The following is a 17,603-nucleotide window of genomic DNA, read 5'->3' as shown; positions in this document are numbered from 1 at the left end:
CCAGAATGACCGGCCTTTCGCAGAGGCCGTCGCATCACATAACCGAACTTGCGCCAGCATGCCCTTATGCAGTGGGCAATAGTGCTTCACAGAAGGGGCGGCGGGTGAACATCTTTGAGTTTCTAAACAGCGAGAAAGCATCATTGGCTATTGCAGGGATTGCTGGAGCGGCTGTGAGCGCCGTCATGGAGTGGGAGGGGGTAATGCCCGCCTTGCGCCGGATCTTCGTTGGAGCGGTCACAGCGTGGTTTCTAGGGCCTATTGGCATCCCGCTCTTCATGTGGGCTTCAAAGGTCACTAGTTTACCCACCGAACACACTCTTTCAGTTGGGGGCTTCCTTGTCGGGATCGGCGGAATGTTCATCGTTGAGTTCATCATGCGCGTCTGGAAAATCCGCATCAGACAGGTTGGCAAAGATGACACGTAAGGAAGCGGTGAAGCAGGCTGCACGAGATGAATGGAGCGTGGTGAAATGGCCGATCTACGGCGCATTGATCTTCCTGATGGCGGTCGCCTTGCATATCCCGCAAAGGCTTGAGGGTAAAATTTTCCCCGTTGTCGCCGGGACTGACGTGACGAAGATCGTAAAGTCCACCTCAAAGATTGATGAGCTTCCGGGTCAGATCCTGTTCTATGGAAAGGCAAGGAAGGTCCGCGAATGCGCCTATGACCACATCGAATGGTTCATGACTGACGGCGGCATTGATACCCGCGTCGATATCGCGCTGTATGAGAGTGACAAGATCCGCCGCCCTGGCGAATTCCAATTCGGGCCATGGGGTACAAAGATGACGGCTGAAGAACTCCGCTATCGGTCCTACGCGGTTGTCTATCACCGCTGCCACTGGCTGTGGCTAACCGCTACTCACTTTTATCCGTAGGCAGCAAAAAGCCCGCTCAACGGCGGGCATTCTCCATTTCCCTGATCAATTCCATTTCCAGCCGTTGCATCTCAGCGCCATACCGATCGGCAAATGCAGCGGCGAAATCATTTGCATTGCCATTATCAAGCTTGAGAGATTCCAAGCAGAGGGAAACCATCTGCTGAAGGATCGGATGCGGTGGTCTTGCGTGAACATGCGGTGAACAGACTTGGTCAACATTCACCGCGCGGCTCGCGATCAGGCGAAATCCCTTTCGGTTCTTGCCTGACGAATAGCGTCTTCAGCTTCTTGTCTCGTTTTGAACAAGCCAAAAGAACGCCGTTCGCCATCGATGAATAGCTGGGCGCGCCAGCGACCACTTGACTTATGGATATGCACCCCAATAACCCTGTCAAATCGGCTCGCTCGGATGTTGTAGCTTTGACTTACGATCTGAAGATTGCACCTTCGGTTGTCCAGACCGTCATTGTTGACGTGATGAACTACTTCGCCTTTGCCAGGGTTTAGAAGCATGCGGTGCATTGCTATCCTAATCCCCCCGGGTAATCGAGTGTATGCATAAAAACGACCACCTGCCACGGCGTTCGCGTACCAAGAGTACCTTTTCACTTGCTCCCAATCCTCATCATCGAGGACAATTTTGAGATTTCGCGTAGTGTCGATGATCATAATGAGAACTCCTAGTGAACATTGCGAGTAGATTTGTGTGCTTCTGGTGTGCTTCTTGTGCTTGCACGTTCTACACCTGTTCTAACGCAACCTGACGAAACTTGACGGGTTTGCATTTTTAAATCCCCAAGGCTCTTGCGCTTTTCCCGGCATTCCCATAGAAGCAGCGGCGGGACACCTCTCCCCAACGAGAGGCTAATTACCTGGAAGGGTATCTATATGGCTGATATCGTCGCCCCCGCCGTGCGTCCGGCAAACTCGCATTTTTCTTCTGGCCCATGCTCGAAGCGCCCCGGTTGGACGCTCGAAGCGCTCGCTGATGCCCCGCTCGGTCGCTCGCACCGCGCAAAGGTTGGCAAGAACAAGCTGAAGCTGGCCATCGACCTTACCCGTGAAATTCTGAATGTACCTGCGGATTACCGCATCGGCATCGTTCCTGCGTCCGACACCGGTGCAGTTGAAATGGCCATGTGGTCGCTTCTCGGCGAGCGTGGCGTCGACATGCTGTCCTGGGAAAGCTTCGGCGCTGGCTGGGTGACGGATGTCGTCAAGCAGCTGAAGCTCAGCGACGTTCGCAAGTTCAATGCCGATTACGGCCTCCTGCCGGATCTGACGCAGGTCGATTTTGACCGTGATGTGGTCTTCACCTGGAACGGCACCACCTCTGGCGTTCGTGTTCCGAATGCGGACTTCATTCCGGCTGACCGCAAGGGCCTGACGATCTGCGATGCGACCTCTGCCGCTTTCGCGCAAAACCTCGATTTCGCCAAGCTCGATGTCGTAACCTTCTCATGGCAGAAGGTTCTGGGCGGTGAGGGTGGCCATGGTGTGATCATTCTGTCGCCTCGCGCTGTCGGGCGTCTCACCACCTACGTTCCGGCCTGGCCTCTGCCGAAGATTTTCCGCATGACGTCTGGCGGCAAGCTCATCGAAGGCATCTTCGTTGGCGAAACCATCAACACGCCTTCGATGCTCTGCGTCGAAGATTATATTGATGCGCTGAACTGGGCAAAGTCTGTTGGCGGTCTTGAAGGCTTGATGGCGCGCGCCGATGCAAATGCCAAGGTCATCTTCGATTTCGTCGAAGCCAATGACTGGATCGCCAATCTCGCTGTCGATCCGGCGACGCGCTCGAATACCTCCGTCTGCCTGAAGATCGTCGATCCGGACGTACTTGCGCTGGATGCGGACGGACAGGCTGCCTTTGCGAAGGGTGTCGTAGCCCTCCTCGAAAAGGAAAATGTTGCGCTTGATATCGGTGCCTATCGCGATGCGCCGTCCGGCCTTCGCATCTGGGCCGGTGCGACCATCGATACAGCTGACATGCAGGCTGTGATGCCTTGGCTGACTTGGGCCTTCCAGACCCAGAAGGCAGCTCTTGCAAAGGCTGCTGCCTGATTTGCATTCGGTCCTGCCCCTGAGGCAGGACCCCGTTCCCCATTGTTGATCGTTACAAACGAACTCTATCAGGAGGCCTCGTCATGGCACCTCGCGTTCTCGTATCCGACGAACTTTCGGAAACCGCCGTCCAGATCTTCCGCGATCGCGGCGTCGAAGTTGATTTCCACCCGAAGCTTGGCAAGGATAAGGACAAGCTGGCTGAAATCATCGGCAATTACGATGGTCTGGCCATTCGTTCCGCCACCAAGGCCACGGAAAAGCTGATTGCTGCCGCCACCAACCTCAAGGTTATCGGCCGCGCCGGTATCGGCGTCGATAACGTTGACATTCCTGCTGCGTCCAAGCGCGGTATCATCGTGATGAATACGCCGTTCGGCAACTCCATCACGACAGCTGAACATGCCATCGCGCTGATGTTCGCCGTTGCCCGCCAGATCCCCGCCGCCGATGTCTCCACACAGGCTGGCAAGTGGGAGAAGTCGAAGTTCATGGGTGTTGAAATCACCGGCAAGACGCTGGGCGTCATCGGTGCTGGGAACATCGGCTCCATCGTCTGCTCGCGTGCGCTTGGTCTGAAGATGCGCGTTCTGGCCTATGACCCCTTCCTGTCTGCCGAGCGCGCCCAGGAAATGGGTGTCACCAAGGTCGAGCTGGATGAATTGCTGGCGCAGGCCGATTTCATCACCCTGCATGTGCCGATGACGGACAAGACACGCGGCATTCTTTCCAAGGAAGCTCTTGCCAAGACAAAGCCCGGCGTTCGCATCATCAACTGCGCCCGTGGCGGTCTGGTGGATGAAGCCGCCCTGGCTGAAGCCATCAAGTCCGGCCATGTGGCTGGTGCTGGCTTTGACGTCTTCGAAGTGGAGCCAGCAACGGAGAGCCCGCTCTTCGGTCTGCCAAATGTCGTCTGCACGCCACACCTTGGCGCTTCCACCACGGAAGCTCAGGAAAACGTTGCTTTGCAGGTGGCCGAGCAGATGTCGGATTACCTCGTGAAGGGTGCCGTTTCCAACGCCATCAACATGCCTTCGATCACCGCTGAAGAAGCACCGATCCTGAAGCCGTTCATTCGTCTTGCAGATGTTCTCGGCTCGTTTGCCGGTCAGGTGACCGAGAGCCCGATCAAGGCGATCGAGATTCTTTACGATGGCCAGACAGCCTCGATGAACACTCGTGCGCTGACGTCGGCACTGCTCGCTGGCCTCATCCGCAATCAGGTTTCGGATGTGAACATGGTTTCAGCACCGATCATGGTCAAGGAAAAGGGTATCGTGCTTTCCGAAGTGAAGCGCGACAAGACCGGCGTCTATGACGGTTACATCAAGCTGACGATCACCACGGACAAGCAGACGCGTTCCGTCGCGGGCACCGTGTTCTCGGATGGCAAGCCACGCTTCATCCAGATCAAGGGCATCAACATGGATGCCGATGTGGGTGCGGACATGATCTACATCTCCAACACCGACGTTCCCGGCATGATCGGTTTCGTGGGTACGACACTCGGCAATGCCGGCGTCAACATCGCGAACTTCCAGTTGGGCCGTGAGAAGGAAGGTGGCGACGCAATCGCGCTTCTGTATGTCGACGGTGCCGTCAAGCAGGACGTTCTGGACAAGCTGACTGCAAATCCGGCGATCAAGCAGGCCAAGCCGCTGACCTTCAACGTCGACTGATATGAATGTCCTCCCCAGGACAAGAAGAACCCGGCCGGAATTTTCCGCCGGGTTTTTCACGTTATAGGTTTCATTCATCAAAACCGCGTCAGATCGTCTTGCGGCCTCTAAAAACTTTTCGCGATGCTCTCTATATAGATCGTAATGCCCGTGGGACGGGTTTTTGAGGAGAGAGAAATGTTTGCAAAACTTCGGCGCTTCAAGCACGCCGCTTCCGTGTTGGCACTTGGCATGGTTGTGACTCTGGCCGCCGTTGATTTCGCGGAAGCCCGTCGTGCCGGTTCCAGCGGTTTCGGCAGCCGCGGCACGCGTACCTATGATGCACCTGCTACGACGAATACGGCCCCCGGTGCTGCTGCGCCGATGCAGCGTTCCATGACGCCGAACACCCAGACCAATGCTGCCAATCCTGGCGCAGCCGCCGGTCAGCAAGCTGCTGGCCAGCAAGCGCGTCGCGGCCTGTTTGGTGGCATCGGCGGTGGCATCATGGGCGGCCTGCTGTTGGGCGGCCTGTTTGGCATGATGATGGGCAATGGTTTTGGCGGTCTTGCCGGCTTCCTCGGCTTGTTGTTCCAGGGTCTGTTGATTGGCGGCATCATCTTCCTGATCATGCGCATGTTCGCGCGTCGTCAGCAGCCTGCGCCGCAGGGTGCGGCTCGTAACGCCTATCAGGCTCCGAATGCGCAAGGCGCGGGCTTCAAGATCCCGCAAATGGGTTCGATGGCGGCTGGTGCTGCCGGTGGTGCCGCTGCTGCAGCGGTGACACGCCCGAAGGTCGCTTCGCAGGCAACGGACGAAATCGGCATCAACAATGCGGATCTCGATCAGTTCGAACAGTTGTTGAAGGACGTCCAGGGTGCCTATGGCGCTGAAGATTATGCAAAGCTGCGCGCAATCGCGACGCCGGAAGCCATGTCTTACCTGGCCGAGGAACTGGGTGAGAACGCGACGCAGGGTCTTCGCAACGACGTCAAGGACGTGCAGTTGCTGCAAGGCGATCTGTCGGAATCCTGGCGCGAAAGCGGACAGGAATATGCCACGGTTGCCCTGCGTTACCAGAGCATCGATGTGATGGTGAACCGCAATACGGGCAAGGTTGTTTCCGGCGATCCAACCGCTCCGGTCGAAAGCACGGAAATCTGGACATTCGTCCGCAAGCCGGGTGAAGCCTGGAAGCTTTCGGCGATCCAGGGCACCGATTGATCTCACAAGCGGCTGAGTGTCGCCTGATCCGGTTCACCCCCATAGAATTGTTGAAGGGCTCGCTCGAAAGGCGAGCCCTTTTCACTTGCAGCCATGAAGAGCGTCATGCTTGAGCGAAACTTCAGATCGTCCGGTGAGCCGAGAATGTCATGTGCCGTGCGTCGCTTGTGGGTCAGCATGGTGTTGGTACAGTCCAGCAGGCGTTGACCGAGCGTCGGATGGGCGAGATAGGCCTTTGCTGCGTCCATGTTGGCCAATGCGTAAAACCGTGCTGTTTCTGAACGACCAAGGCCTTCGATTTGCGGGAAAATGAACCACATCCAGTGACTTCGCTTTCGACCGGCGCGCAACTCCTCGAGTGCGTCAGTATAAACCGGTTGTTGAGCATCGAGAAAGCGCTGAAGATCATGTGAACTCATAGGTGGTCCTCCTGTCCATCATACGAAACTGATCTTGCCGTTTTCGGTTGCACATGGAGGTCGCTCACGGATTTGTTAGGCTATTGATCTTTTCAATGCTGCGCTGCACCCTAGGTCGGGTGCATGGAACAGCGACTTGAAAACATCATTGAAACCCTGATCCGCCTGACACCGAACTGGCTGCTGAGCATGATCGTTCTCATTGCGGCGGTCATCATCGGTTACTTCGTCCATCGCCTTGTCTTCCGCCTGCTGACCCGGCTTGTGGCGGAGCGGGATCTGTTCTGGCGGTCCCTGGTCTCGCGTAACCGCAGGCCGCTGCGGCTGGCAATCGTCGTCTGGCTGTTGACCCCTGCCGTCAACATTGCGCCTTTGACCGATGATCAGGCGGGGTTCATCCGGCACCTCTTGCTTCTCGCCTTCATCATCCTGTTGGGTTGGAGCGCCCGCACCGCCTTGCACATCTGGATGACAGTCTATCTGCGGCGCTTCAAGCTTGATGCGGAAGACAATCTTCTGGCGCGCAAGCACGTCACCCAATCGCGCATCCTCGAACGGGTTGCCGCAACGCTCATCGTTGCGGTTGCCCTGTCGGCGGCGCTGATGACATTTCCAGCCGTGCGGCAGTACGGGGTTTCCCTCATGGCATCTGCCGGTGTTGCCGGTATCGTGCTGGGTCTAGCTCTGCAGCCGGTTCTGAAGAACCTGTTTGCCGGCATCCAGATCGCCATCACCCAACCAATCCGTATCGACGATGCGCTGATCGTGGAAGGGGAGTGGGGGAAGGTGGAGGAGATCACCTCCACCTATGTCGTCGTGAAACTGTGGGACTGGCGCAGGCTCATCCTTCCGCTTGGCTATTTTATCGAAAAGCCGTTCCAGAACTGGACCCGCGAAGGTGCGGCGCTGATCGGCACCGTGATGATCTACCTTGATTATACGGTTCCGGTCGATGACATCCGACGCAAGGTCGAAGAGATCGCCACCGGTTCCAAGCTTTGGGATGGTCAAGTCATCAATGTGGCCGTCACGGATTTCCGCGAGAACGTGATGGAGATCCGCATCCTGGTTTCCGCAGCCGATGGCGGACGTACATTCGATCTGCGCTGCGAGGTACGTGAGAAACTGATCGACTATATTCAACGAACCTATCCGGATGGCTTGCCGAAAGTGCGCGCACAGGGCGTGGAGACCCAATCGGTCAACGCCTCCGTCGCGTCCAATGGTGCCACGCGCGTCATGCAGTCGTGACTCCAGCGATTGCGCTGAACGTCCGAAAGCTTGCGTTTGAGGAGCTTCCTTTCTATATCAGCGGGGTGAATGAGGCGGTGGCCGATCCCGCTGCCGGATGAGATGTGCCCGCGATGAGGCGCAGCCGCCACAACCCAGACCGAGAGAGTTCCTGTGAATACGCTGGATTTTAACAAGAGGCCGGAGGATACGCGCGTTGTTGTCGCCATGTCCGGCGGTGTGGATTCTTCCGTCGTTGCCGGTCTCCTCAAACGTCAGGGCTATGATGTGCTGGGCATCACGCTGCAGCTCTATGACCACGGTGCAGCGGTTCATCGTGCAGGTTCCTGCTGTGCGGGCCAGGATATCGATGATGCGCGTCGGGTTTCCGAAACGCTGGGCATTCCCCATTATGTGCTGGATTACGAGAAGCGCTTCCGTGAAACAGTGATAAACCCGTTCGCCGAAGCCTATGCCATGGGTGAAACGCCAATTCCCTGCGTGGCCTGCAACCAGACCGTCAAGTTTGCGGATCTTCTGGCCACGGCTCAGGAACTGGGCGCCGATGCGCTGGCAACGGGTCATTATATCCGTTCGCGCCCCAATCCAACGGCAGGCAATCCCGGCCGCCGCGCGCTGTACCGCCCCGTCGATAGCGACCGCGACCAGAGCTGGTTCCTGTTTGCGACAACGCAGGAGCAGATCGACTATCTTCGCTTCCCGCTGGGCGGCATGTCCAAGGCCGAAGTGCGCGCCCTTGCCGAAGAGATGGGACTGGTTGTTGCCAAAAAGGCAGACAGCCAGGACATCTGTTTCGTGCCGCAGGGTAAATATGCCGACATCATCAACAAGGTGAAGCCGAATGCGGCGCTTGCTGGCGACATCGTGCACATGGACGGACGCGTGCTTGGCCGTCATGACGGCATCCTGCACTATACGATTGGTCAGCGGAAGGGTCTCGGTGTTGCAACGGGCGAGCCCCTCTACGTGATCTATCTCGATGCCCGTGGCCGTCGTGTCATCGTTGGTCCGCGCGAGGCGCTCGATACGCACCGGGTCTATCTGCGCGACATGAACTGGATCGGCGATGCCGGGCTGGCCGAAGATGCCCGGGAGGGTTTCCAGTGCTTCGCCAAGGTTCGCTCCACCCGCCCGCCGACACCGGCGACGCTTCATGTGGACGAGCGTGGTATCTACGTGGATCTTTTGGTGGGCGAAGCAGGTGTCGCACCCGGTCAGGCCTGCGTACTGTATTCGGCAGAAGGGCCTGATGCGCGGGTCTGGGGTGGCGGTTTCATCGAACGGTCTGAACGGGCAGCCGAGGCAGAAGCCTCTCTCAAGGCACTTCTTTCGGCATCTGCAGCGGCCTGAACAGCCTCTCCACAGGTGTGGTGACGCTCCATGAAAAGCCTCTGCGATTTTGTCACAAGCGCGCTTGACTTTGCCCGGAGCATCCCTTTATAAGCCCGACATCGCGCCGGGCATGAAACCAGATGCCAGCAGGTTGCGCGAGTGTGGCGGGGTAGCTCAGGTGGTTAGAGCGTGGGATTCATAACCCCAAGGTCGGCGGTTCAAGTCCGCCCCCCGCTACCATTTCTCCCCGAATTTTGATGAAACCTTAAAGATCCGGCGTGATGCAGCGATCACAGAATGATGTGTCGCCAGCCTTCAGGACACAGCCGTCGGGCCTTCTGCATTTACGGCGGTATGTCACCGGTCGTATTGGATAAATGTCTGCATTGAGAGGTCTGCCTTCCCCGGACGAAGCGCTCTCATCACCGGTCATCCTGGTCTGGTCCGGACTGTTGAACAGGGTTCGTCCCTTGGCTGGAGAGAGGAAGGAAGCGGTCATACCGGCTTTCGCTGGGAGAACTGCTGGCAATCCAGCCGAATTAGCCATTGGCATATGCGGTTCGTGCGCAGCAATCCCGGATCTGCTCAAGGGTGCCTGAGAACGTGGTATCGACAGGAGCACCCTCGTCATGGAGTTCTGTTCCGTCGGCGAGATGTGCCGCGACGCATGATGCGTTGCCACTCCTTCGTACTTCGAATGCCTTGGGGTGTCTTTGCCAATCATAGGGGTATTCGAACTGCCTTCGGGGAGGGCGGGGGTGCCAGCCGAGCCATCGGTCGGGCGTATCGGGCTGATCTGTCCCAGCGGAGCAGCCTTGTCTTGGTGCCTCTCAGGAGCGGACGCTGCCGAATCTCCGGAGGATTCGTTGCCCTTGCCCATATCAGAACGGTTATGACCATCTGGCCATCCGCCTGAAATGACGCCCGGCGACGGCAGGCCGACGCGCGAGATGGTGCGGCCTTGACGATGCCCGCCGCTTCCGGAATGGATGTCCGGCCTTTCCATGCTGTGAGTGCCGACAGTCTGGCCCTGCGCATCCGAGGCAGGGCCAAGGGTGCGTGATTGATCTCTGATGCCGATACCATCTGCTTTGGTTGGATCCCGGAGCGAGTCTCCGGACTCACCGTCCCGACCGGATGTCAGGCCCGGCAAGACACGGCGGGAGCTTGCCGGATCCAGTTGTCGCACCTGGATTCGACCGCCGGTCGTCTCTTCGGTGCGGGTCTGGTCGCTCGTTCCTGTTGGTTGCGCCTCAGGTGATTGCGCGCGTTCCCCAGACAGGGGCGATTCATTATTCAGATTCATGGAGGTTATCCTCCGGCGATGAAGATCAGAGTAGCGACCGCTACAACTATATCTGTCAGGTCCCGATGATGAAATGGGACGAAATTCATGCATATCTAATGTTTATTGATGGTAGATCTTCGATTATAGAAAATCAACCATAATTGTTAACATGTCTGCCGTGTGCCCTTGCGCGGCAGGATCGAAAGCGGGACGGAAGAGATCCATCCCGCTTTGCCTGTTGGCTCTTGAAGGACTACTGTCCTGTGCCGGGGTCTGGCTGCCCGGGTTCCGTGCCTTTTCCATTGCCTCCGCCATCACCTGGCGGCAGCTTAATCCCGGGGCCGCCGGGGTTTGGTGCCTGGCCGCCACCTTGGCCACCGCCAATGGGGCCGGTGTTACCTCCAGGTGAGTATTTTGCCCAACTGCTGTCGTCCACCAGACGCCGGCGATGATCTCCATTGTTCGACCAGCTTGGCTTGCCGAGGAAATCCGGTGGTGCGCCGAGCGCAGAAGCCGGATTGCTGTCCGCATGGGCCAGCGCGTTGAGATCCATGCCACTGAAGGCGCCATCGGCATCCTTCAGTGGTGTTGGTTCTGCCAGCATTTCAATGAACGGATTGTCGGATGTGATGATCTGCGAATAGGGCTGCAGAGCGCCAAATGTTCGGCGTTGATCCATATCCGGACGGTTGGGCAGCTCGATCATGGTCCCTTGATGCGAGTAGTAGAATGGCTTTCCATTCACCGACACCGCTTCTGAGATGTTGGATTCCGTGATCGGAATCTTGTCGTTGCCCGGCATGGCGCGGAACTGGGTAACGGTATTTGTCATCTCTTCCATGTTCGGTGCGCCCTTCAATCGAAGAACCTCGACCATGGGAACGTCACCAAGCGTCTTCACGCCGTCCAGCCATCTTGCGCCCTGTGTCCAGATCAGATTGGGGGATGCCGGATTGACCACTTCAGACAGGTTGGTCAGGACCGGGATGAGCTTCAGGTTGGAATAAGGGTTCTGGCTCTTCTCGATCTTGGCATCGGCCTTCTGCAATTCCTCAAGCAGTGGCGACGCACCCCCGCGGAGGTTGGCCTGCGCGGTGGTCGAATCCGGCATGTATTTCGCGTAGATCTTGATGCCAATATTGCCTCTTACGTCCGCGTTTTCGGGACGTGACAGCATTTCGACGGCGACGAGGGAAGATTTCTCGTCCTTCGGGTCCAGCATGATGTTGACCGCATCAGCATCCTTTGTATCCGCCTTTGTCTTGCGAACATAGTCTATGACGCTCTGCAGCGTTTCCGGAAATTGCTGCTTACCGTCTGCGGTCACTGCCGAAGTGCGCTCGTTCGTGACCGGGTTCCAGATGCTGAGCGGCATCCCGGCAAATTCCTTGCTATCCACATCCGAAATGGCACGGTTGCGCGCATCGTTGGTCACGCGCCCGATTGTTTCGTCGTGCATCAGGAAGGCTACGCCGTCCTTGGATGAACGCAGATCAAGTTCAATGCCGCGGAAATTATGGGTGCGCGCATTTTCTGCTGAATTGATCGAGTTTTCGATGATGCCGCGCGAATTGTCGAAAAGGCCACGATGAGCGACCACCTGCTTGCGCATTGTGTCGGGGCCGCCCGCCATAGTACCTGCTTCTGACGGCGTCATGAACAGGTTCTTGCCGTAGCCCCGTTCGCCTGCAATCGTGGTCAATCTGTCGACCGCTCTTGGCGGCAGGCCGTAGCTTGGTGGCCAATCGGATTTCCCTCCACCGGCGACCCATTCCCGGATCTTGGTTTCCGATGTTTCATCAATCGGAGGATTGCCGGTAAAATTGGTGACCGGCGTGAATTTGTTTAGCCCGTTTCCAGGTGTCTGGGGCGTGTCATTGGAATTTGGCGTCGCGCTCAATCTGCTGAAAACCGGGCTTCGGGCCGTTCCGGTGGGAAGGATCCGTCTCGAACTGCTGGCACCGGCGGTGCTGGCGGTCGTGGTTCGTCCGCTGGCGCTGCTGGCTCCACCTCTACCGGATGGAGAGCTCTGGGACGGGCGGCCTCCATCGCCTGCGGAGGCTGTGCGTGAAGATCCACGACCTCCTGAAGATGGGCCTCCCTGGCTTGAAGGCGGATTGCTTGGACCGGTCTCACGTTGTCCGACGTCAGGATTGAGAGTGTCCGCGTTAACGTTTCTTGGCGAAAGAAAACTTATATTTTTCATATTTGCTGCTTTCTTATTTCGATTTTACATATTTTTTGTTTGAGATTGCTATTTAAATTAGCGATTTATACTTTTCCGCTGCCTCATGATGGCGAGGTCCATAAAAGCGGTCGCTGTCGTAATCAACTTAAAATTTGAATAAAATTTGATTCACAGAGCACATTTTCAGGCATTTTATTGCACATTCTGCGCGCAATTCCGTAAATTCGTGCGTGTTTATGTATTTTAGCGAAATGTTTCAGGCCTGAGACTTGCACAGAAGCCTCGGAGAAGAATGGCGAATTCGCTTATGATGATGACTGTAACTAAGCTCGGTTCAGAAATAGAACGAGCGGGACATAGCCCGCTCGACAGTGATCAAATTTTCGTGAAATCGTTTTTCAAGGGACGATTTTAGTGATCGCTGGAAATGCCTTGCAGCTGGAGGGCAGCAGCTACCCGCTTCAGTCGGGCAGGATCTACATCCTTTCCGTCTTCCAGAGCGGAGAGTTCGCTGACTGTTAATCCGGTGGTGATCGCCATATCGTCGAGGCTATAACCTGCTGCTTTGCGCGCGGTGGCGATTGTCTCGGCAATGGAAATTGCACGGTTATTTTCGAAATTGGTTTGAGAGATCGTCATGAATACTCCTTCGGTAGTGCCGATCTTGTTCGGCAAATGGGGCAGGATAGCCCTCGTGTCAGTCCTAAAGGATGCGGCGCCGGTCACGGACCGTTACGCGGCGTCACATAAGTAGTCTCTAAAATTCATCAGGCCAAGCAAAAATATGGCCCGCTCGTGACGAGAGCGTGAACCTCAAGACGCAACAGTGGCCAAATGGTTCCCGCCAGCCCATGAAATTTCCGATTCGGACTGTTGCTCAGCTTCACTTGATGAAGATCAATTCGTCACAATCCGGCGCGTGTAAGATAGGCACATCAGCTGGGACATGTGGGGGCGGCAGGCCCTCGGATCCCGGCGCTGCAAGGGAGTATGTCATGTCGTTCAAGACCATTCTTTCCGTTATTGGAAATCGCGACCAGGAAACGGATCTCGCCAAGGCGATTGAACTGGCGCTGCAAATGGACGCCCATCTTACGGTTCTCGTGATGGACATCGCCATCACACCGACGCTCAGCGACTACCCGGTTGGCACTGTATGGCTCGATCAGCGTGTCGAGGACATGAAAGCGCTGCAGTCCACTGCCGATAAAGCCAGGAATTCCCTCGATATTGCCAATATCCCCTACGATATCGAGCACTTCTATACCGAGCGACCTTTTGCGGCGGATGTTATCTATCGGCATGCCCTTTACGCGGACCTCGTGCTGCTTGGTGAAAAGACGCGTGAAAATTCGGCCCTTCTCTCTGCTGTCGTGGATGGTGCAGTCTTCGAAGCGCAGCGTCCGCTGCTCTTGACGTCGGCGACGGACAAGCCTGCCGCCAAGGTCCGCAAAGTGCTGCTTGCCTGGAACTCAAGGCCGGAAGCGGGCCGTGCGGCGCGAGAGGCCATGGACCTCCTGCAGCATGCGGAGGCGGTTCATCTCGTTGTGGTCGATCCGGATGCCACCTATCTCGCCAATGGCGGGGAGCCGGGCGCCGACATGGCGGCCTATCTCGCGCGCCACGGAGTGAATGTGGTGGTGGATCAACTGCCGAGCGGCGGGCGCCGCGTGCAGGACGTTCTCAACAGTCACGCGCTTGAGGTCGGTGCCGATCTGATCGTCATGGGGGCCTATGGGCATTCACGGCTGCGCGAGCGTGTTTTCGGTGGTGTTACGCAGTCGATGCTGGAGGAATGCGAGGTTCCGGTGCTGATCGCTCGTTGATCAGCCCAGTTCCAGCGTGGTGACACCGAAAGCGAGGCGTTCTTCCAGGCGGGGAGGAACGCCTCTATACATTCTTGCCGTGGTAAAGCCTTGCGTGAAGCCAAGCCCCTGAAGGTATTCACCAAATGCCGATTGGTCTTCAGGCACGTCTATATGGATCGGTGCGCCCGGCGCCAGTTGAGCCAGCGCCGCGAAGAGATGAAGCGCTTCCTCGGTCGTTTCGGCAAAAAGCGGTCCGATCTTGAAACCCTGATGGCAGGCACGGAGCACCCCGTAGCCGGAGAGCCTGCCGCGCGTTACGATTCCTAAGGCCTGATGCGGAGGGGCGATCCATGCGCCCAGAAACGCAGTTCGCTCTTCGGGAAAGGCGCGTCGGTCGAATTGCGCAATCTCTGTGAAGGCCGACGGATCAAGCGCGATTACCTTTGGCGAGACGATGGTATTCCTATCGAAAGACCCGCTCCAGCGTATCGTATTGTATCGGGTCTCAAAGCCCATGCGCGCATAATTGGCTTGCTGCTGCGGCACCCCATCCAGTCCCACCGTCCGGCCTTCGAGATAGGCCATGCCGTGATCCCACACGCGTCGGCCCAGGCCCTTCCCGCGAAAATCCGGATGGCTGATGTAGAGACCGATGAAGCCGAATGTCTCGCCATAGCGCACGGCAGAGATCGCCGAGGCAAGCTTTCCGTCGACGAAACAGCCGAAGAAGCCGTTCGGATCGGCGGCGAAAAAGGGCTCGGCATCATCAAGGCCGGGGTTCCATCCTTCTGCCTTTGCCCAGTCCAGCAGGGTGTGCAGGTCGGAAAGGTTCAGATTGCGGATGTGCGGCTCGCTCATGCCAGCATCGCTTCCGGGGCAAAAGAGGCCAGAGCGCCGAGATAGGGTTTGGGGATCGGTGGTGCATAGGCGCCGATCTTCGACGTGGTGAGACCAAGCGAGATGAGACATTCCGCCTGCTTCACGGCTGCGGCCACGCCGTCGATTACCGGCACGCCGAACTCCTTGCGCAGATCCGCCGTCAGGTCCGCCATGCCTGCGCATCCCAGAACGATGGCTTCGGCCCTATCGTCGCGCAGTGCCATTTCCATCTGCTGGCACAGTCTGGCGCGGGCATTGGAGGAGGGGTCTTCCAGAGAGAGAACCGGGATATCGGCGGCCCGCACCTTTGTGCGTCCCGCCATGCCGTAGCGATGGACGAGATGTTCGAGTGGCAGGCGCGAGCGCTCCATTGTCGTGACGATCGTAATGCGTTGGGCGATGAAGGAGGCGGCGGCGAGCGCCGCCTCGCAGATGCCGATGACCGGAATGTTCGCCAAGGCGCGGGCGGCATCCAGCCCCGTATCGTCGAAACAGGAGATGATGGCCGCTTGCGCGCCAGATCTTTCACCCGCTGCGATTTCCATCAGCAGGCCGGGAATGGCAAGCGCTTCGTCATAGTAGCCTTCGATCGATACCGGCCCCATGGACGATGTGACTGCGACGACCTCGGTGCCGTGGGCTGCAACCAGCCTCGCGGCATGGGCTGCCGTCGCAGTCATGCTGGCTGTGGTGTTTGGATTGACGAGCAGGATCTTCATCAGCCGCGTGTCCTGCGGCGGTTGAGAAGGGCGATCAGACCGAGTGTTCCGGCAATCACGAGGAAAGAGAAAACGGTTGTCACGGTGCCGAGCGCATAAAGAACCGGCGTCGTGACGTTGGTCGTCATACCATAAATCTCCAGCGGCAGCGTATTGTAGGTGCCGGATGTCATCAGCGTTCGTGCAAACTCGTCATAGGAGAGCGTGAAGCCGAACAGGCCGACACCGACCAGCGATGGCGCGATCATCGGCAAAACTACATAGCGGAATGTCTGCCAGGAGGTTGCGCCCAGATCTCGCGCCGCTTCTTCGTAAGAGGGCGAGAAGCGGTTGAACACGGCGAACATGATCAGCACGCCGAACGGCAGGGTCCAGGTCAGGTGCGCGCCGAAGGCCGAAGAGAACCACGCGGGCTGTACGCCTGCCTGCTGAAACATGACGCCAATCCCGAGCGAGATGATGATCGACGGGACCACAAGGCTGGCGATGGACAAATAGAAGAGCGCGGTTGCGCCGATGAATTTGCGGCGAAAGGCAAGGCCCGCCAGAAGCGACACCAGAACCGTGACGGCCATGACCATCAGGCCAAGCGCCGCCGAGCGCCGGAAGGAGCCGCCGAAATCGCCCACGGCCTGGGTTTCCAGCAAGTTCGCGAACCAGTGCAGTGAGACGCCGTTCAACGGAAAGGTGAGCCCGCCGTTCTCGCCCTGAAACGAGAGGATGACGATGGCCGATAGCGGCCCATAGAGAAACAGCACGAAGATCGCGAAGAATAAGGCCAGGATATAGAACTCGCGGGAGCGTTTGTCTGCATACATCTCAAAGCTCCTTGCGAATATCGACGATGCGCAGAATGCCTGCGACCATGGAAAGGACGAGGATCAGCAGAACCACTGCATTGGCCGCCGCCGCCGGATATTGCAGCAGGGACATCTGGTTCTTCATCATCAGCGCCACGGATGCACTCTGTCCGCCGGACATGACCTGAACGGTCGAGAAATCCGCCATCACCAGCGTAACCACGAAAATGGTGCCGATGGCCATGCCGGGTTTGGCGAGTGGAATGATGACATTCGTCAGCACCTGCCAGCTTGTGGCGCCTGCATCGCGGGCTGCTTCCACCAGCGATTTATCGATGCGCATCAACGTATTGAAAATCGGCGTCACCATGAAGAGCGTGTAGAGATGCACCATGGCCAGCACGACAGCGAAATCCGAATAGAGCAGCCATTCGACGGGTTCGGATACGAGGCCGGAATTGACGAGGCCGGAATTGATCAACCCGTTTCGCCCGAGAACCGGGATCCAGGAAATCATGCGGATGATGTTCGAGGTGAGGAACGGTACGGTACACACCAGGAACAGCACCATCTGCATCGCCGTGGTTCTGATGTGGAATGCCAGGAAATAGGCGACCCAGAAGCCGATGAACAGTGTAATGGCCCAGACAAGGACCGCGAATTTCAAGGTATTAAGGTAAGTCTTCCAGGTAACCCAGGAACCGAGAGTCTCGACATAGTTCATGGTGAGAAAGTCGGGATACATCTGGGCGAAGTCATAGTCCCAGAAGCTGACCACGAGGATCATCAGAAGCGGAAGCGCAAGGAAGACGCCGAGAATGACCGTGAGCGGCGCGGCCTGCAGATAGGCGGCAAGCTTCGGCGAGATGCGGATGTTCCGCTTCGGCTTCGGCTCTCCAACGCCTATGAAACGTACTGTTGCCATGGATCGTCTCTCCTTTGGGATTCCCCCTCTGGCCTGCCGGCCATCTCCCCCTTGAAGAGGGGGAGACAACAAGCGGCACAGTCTCATCCTCCGTTGGAGGTGTATCTGCGCAGTTGCCTCCGCAGATTAGTCATCGTTCCCATGCTTCCCATTCGCCTGC

At 57.5% G+C, this 17,603-nt stretch carries 18 protein-coding genes and 1 tRNA gene; 10 read left to right on the top strand and 9 right to left on the bottom strand.

Translation table 11 applies throughout. The annotated features are described in order from the left end of the window. The first annotated feature begins 104 nt into the window (after positions 1-104). Together ASD54_RS15770 and ASD54_RS15765 are read left to right on the top strand one after the other, a co-directional pair. Entirely contained in the window at positions 105-428 is a 324-nt protein-coding gene (locus tag ASD54_RS15770; protein ID WP_156379242.1) for a hypothetical protein, read from the top strand. Further along, positions 418-882: a hypothetical protein gene (locus tag ASD54_RS15765; RefSeq protein ID WP_062555580.1), complete on the top strand. Its 465-nt coding sequence runs from the start codon at positions 418-420 to the stop codon at positions 880-882. Before ASD54_RS15770 ends, ASD54_RS15765 begins: the two co-directional genes overlap by 11 nt. Positions 883-1,122: 240 nt before the next feature. On the opposite strand, the gene ASD54_RS15760 is transcribed toward ASD54_RS15765, so the two are convergent. Then, positions 1,123-1,554, bottom strand: a complete 432-nt coding sequence (locus ASD54_RS15760) for an HNH endonuclease (protein ID WP_062555579.1) — start codon at positions 1,552-1,554, stop codon at positions 1,123-1,125. 219 nt (positions 1,555-1,773) lie between these two features. Between ASD54_RS15760 and ASD54_RS15755 the strand changes: the two genes are divergently transcribed. From ASD54_RS15755 to ASD54_RS15745, 3 genes are all read left to right on the top strand, one after another. Continuing rightward, on the top strand, positions 1,774-2,952 hold the full coding sequence (locus ASD54_RS15755) for a phosphoserine transaminase (RefSeq protein WP_062555578.1): 1,179 nt from the start codon (positions 1,774-1,776) through the stop codon (positions 2,950-2,952). An 83-nt stretch (positions 2,953-3,035) separates the two neighbouring features. After that, positions 3,036-4,631, top strand: a complete 1,596-nt coding sequence (serA, locus tag ASD54_RS15750) for a phosphoglycerate dehydrogenase (protein WP_062555577.1) — start codon at positions 3,036-3,038, stop codon at positions 4,629-4,631. A 177-nt stretch (positions 4,632-4,808) separates the two neighbouring features. Next, the gene (locus tag ASD54_RS15745) at positions 4,809-5,834 is read left to right on the top strand and encodes a Tim44 domain-containing protein (protein WP_062555576.1); all 1,026 of its coding nucleotides are present in this window, start codon (positions 4,809-4,811) and stop codon (positions 5,832-5,834) included. Between the two features lie 2 nt (positions 5,835-5,836). Here ASD54_RS15745 and ASD54_RS15740 read toward each other — a convergent pair whose 3' ends face one another. Beyond that, on the bottom strand, positions 5,837-6,253 hold the full coding sequence (locus ASD54_RS15740; protein ID WP_062555575.1) for a DUF1810 domain-containing protein: 417 nt from the start codon (positions 6,251-6,253) through the stop codon (positions 5,837-5,839). A gap of 123 nt (positions 6,254-6,376) precedes the next feature. On the opposite strand from ASD54_RS15740, the gene ASD54_RS15735 reads away from it, so the two are divergent. The 3 genes from ASD54_RS15735 to ASD54_RS15725 all read left to right on the top strand — a co-directional run bounded on the left by ASD54_RS15735 (position 6,377) and on the right by ASD54_RS15725 (position 9,076). After that, the gene (locus ASD54_RS15735; RefSeq protein WP_062555574.1) at positions 6,377-7,504 is read left to right on the top strand and encodes a mechanosensitive ion channel domain-containing protein; all 1,128 of its coding nucleotides are present in this window, start codon (positions 6,377-6,379) and stop codon (positions 7,502-7,504) included. Positions 7,505-7,657: 153 nt separating this feature from the next. Then, entirely contained in the window at positions 7,658-8,854 is a 1,197-nt protein-coding gene (gene mnmA, locus ASD54_RS15730; protein ID WP_062555573.1) for a tRNA 2-thiouridine(34) synthase MnmA, read from the top strand. A gap of 145 nt (positions 8,855-8,999) precedes the next feature. Next, positions 9,000-9,076, top strand: a tRNA-Met gene (locus tag ASD54_RS15725). 25 nt (positions 9,077-9,101) lie between these two features. On the opposite strand, the gene ASD54_RS15720 is transcribed toward ASD54_RS15725, so the two are convergent. Together ASD54_RS15720 and ASD54_RS15715 are read right to left on the bottom strand one after the other, a co-directional pair. Then, complete coding sequence (locus ASD54_RS15720) at positions 9,102-10,142, bottom strand: hypothetical protein (protein ID WP_062555572.1); 1,041 nt, start codon at positions 10,140-10,142, stop codon at positions 9,102-9,104. Between the two features lie 235 nt (positions 10,143-10,377). Beyond that, a complete protein-coding gene (locus tag ASD54_RS15715; protein WP_162249589.1) occupies positions 10,378-11,826 on the bottom strand; it encodes a glycerophosphodiester phosphodiesterase family protein in 1,449 nt (482 codons plus the stop codon). 79 nt (positions 11,827-11,905) lie between these two features. On the opposite strand from ASD54_RS15715, the gene ASD54_RS26840 reads away from it, so the two are divergent. Continuing rightward, on the top strand, positions 11,906-12,373 hold the full coding sequence (locus tag ASD54_RS26840; RefSeq protein WP_162249588.1) for a hypothetical protein: 468 nt from the start codon (positions 11,906-11,908) through the stop codon (positions 12,371-12,373). A 350-nt stretch (positions 12,374-12,723) separates the two neighbouring features. Here ASD54_RS26840 and ASD54_RS15710 read toward each other — a convergent pair whose 3' ends face one another. Beyond that, positions 12,724-12,951, bottom strand: a complete 228-nt coding sequence (locus tag ASD54_RS15710; RefSeq protein ID WP_062555570.1) for a helix-turn-helix transcriptional regulator — start codon at positions 12,949-12,951, stop codon at positions 12,724-12,726. Positions 12,952-13,307: 356 nt separating this feature from the next. On the opposite strand from ASD54_RS15710, the gene ASD54_RS15705 reads away from it, so the two are divergent. Then, positions 13,308-14,138 carry a universal stress protein gene (locus tag ASD54_RS15705; RefSeq protein WP_062555569.1) on the top strand — a complete coding sequence of 277 codons (831 nt, stop codon included), beginning with the start codon at positions 13,308-13,310 and terminating at the stop codon, positions 14,136-14,138. Here the strand turns inward: ASD54_RS15705 and ASD54_RS15700 are convergent, their stop codons facing one another. From ASD54_RS15700 to ASD54_RS15685, 4 genes are read right to left on the bottom strand one after another with little or no spacing between them, the layout of a single operon-like run. Continuing rightward, positions 14,139-14,978, bottom strand: coding sequence for a GNAT family N-acetyltransferase (locus ASD54_RS15700; protein ID WP_062555568.1), 840 nt, complete (start codon positions 14,976-14,978; stop codon positions 14,139-14,141). Next, a complete protein-coding gene (locus tag ASD54_RS15695) occupies positions 14,975-15,718 on the bottom strand; it encodes an aspartate/glutamate racemase family protein (RefSeq protein WP_062555567.1) in 744 nt (247 codons plus the stop codon). Before ASD54_RS15695 ends, ASD54_RS15700 begins: the two co-directional genes overlap by 4 nt. Next, the gene (locus tag ASD54_RS15690) at positions 15,718-16,536 is read right to left on the bottom strand and encodes an ABC transporter permease (RefSeq protein ID WP_062555566.1); all 819 of its coding nucleotides are present in this window, start codon (positions 16,534-16,536) and stop codon (positions 15,718-15,720) included. Before ASD54_RS15690 ends, ASD54_RS15695 begins: the two co-directional genes overlap by 1 nt. A gap of 1 nt (position 16,537) precedes the next feature. Further along, the gene (locus tag ASD54_RS15685; RefSeq protein ID WP_062555565.1) at positions 16,538-17,443 is read right to left on the bottom strand and encodes an ABC transporter permease; all 906 of its coding nucleotides are present in this window, start codon (positions 17,441-17,443) and stop codon (positions 16,538-16,540) included. Between the last annotated feature and the right edge of the window lie 160 nt (positions 17,444-17,603).

It is taken from the genome of Rhizobium sp. Root149 (assembly GCF_001427345.1).
Taxonomy (GTDB): Bacteria; Pseudomonadota; Alphaproteobacteria; order Rhizobiales; family Rhizobiaceae; genus Neorhizobium; species Neorhizobium rhizoryzae.
This window is presented reverse-complemented; position numbering and strand designations above follow the sequence as displayed.

Bases quoted from the DNA above. Each gene is read 5' to 3' on its own strand.
- ASD54_RS15735 (WP_062555574.1), top strand. From the start codon at position 6,377: ATGGAACAGCGACTTGAAAACATCATTGAAACCCTGATCCGCCTGACA.
- ASD54_RS15710 (WP_062555570.1), bottom strand. From the start codon at position 12,951: ATGACGATCTCTCAAACCAATTTCGAAAATAACCGTGCAATTTCCATT.
- ASD54_RS15690 (WP_062555566.1), bottom strand. From the start codon at position 16,536: ATGTATGCAGACAAACGCTCCCGCGAGTTCTATATCCTGGCCTTATTC.
- ASD54_RS15705 (WP_062555569.1), top strand. From the start codon at position 13,308: ATGTCGTTCAAGACCATTCTTTCCGTTATTGGAAATCGCGACCAGGAA.
- ASD54_RS15685 (WP_062555565.1), bottom strand. From the start codon at position 17,443: ATGGCAACAGTACGTTTCATAGGCGTTGGAGAGCCGAAGCCGAAGCGG.
- ASD54_RS15720 (WP_062555572.1), bottom strand. From the start codon at position 10,142: ATGAATCTGAATAATGAATCGCCCCTGTCTGGGGAACGCGCGCAATCA.
- ASD54_RS15760 (WP_062555579.1), bottom strand. From the start codon at position 1,554: ATGATCATCGACACTACGCGAAATCTCAAAATTGTCCTCGATGATGAG.
- ASD54_RS15695 (WP_062555567.1), bottom strand. From the start codon at position 15,718: ATGAAGATCCTGCTCGTCAATCCAAACACCACAGCCAGCATGACTGCG.
- serA (WP_062555577.1), top strand. From the start codon at position 3,036: ATGGCACCTCGCGTTCTCGTATCCGACGAACTTTCGGAAACCGCCGTC.
- ASD54_RS15765 (WP_062555580.1), top strand. From the start codon at position 418: ATGACACGTAAGGAAGCGGTGAAGCAGGCTGCACGAGATGAATGGAGC.
- ASD54_RS15745 (WP_062555576.1), top strand. From the start codon at position 4,809: ATGTTTGCAAAACTTCGGCGCTTCAAGCACGCCGCTTCCGTGTTGGCA.
- ASD54_RS15700 (WP_062555568.1), bottom strand. From the start codon at position 14,978: ATGAGCGAGCCGCACATCCGCAATCTGAACCTTTCCGACCTGCACACC.
- ASD54_RS15755 (WP_062555578.1), top strand. From the start codon at position 1,774: ATGGCTGATATCGTCGCCCCCGCCGTGCGTCCGGCAAACTCGCATTTT.
- ASD54_RS15740 (WP_062555575.1), bottom strand. From the start codon at position 6,253: ATGAGTTCACATGATCTTCAGCGCTTTCTCGATGCTCAACAACCGGTT.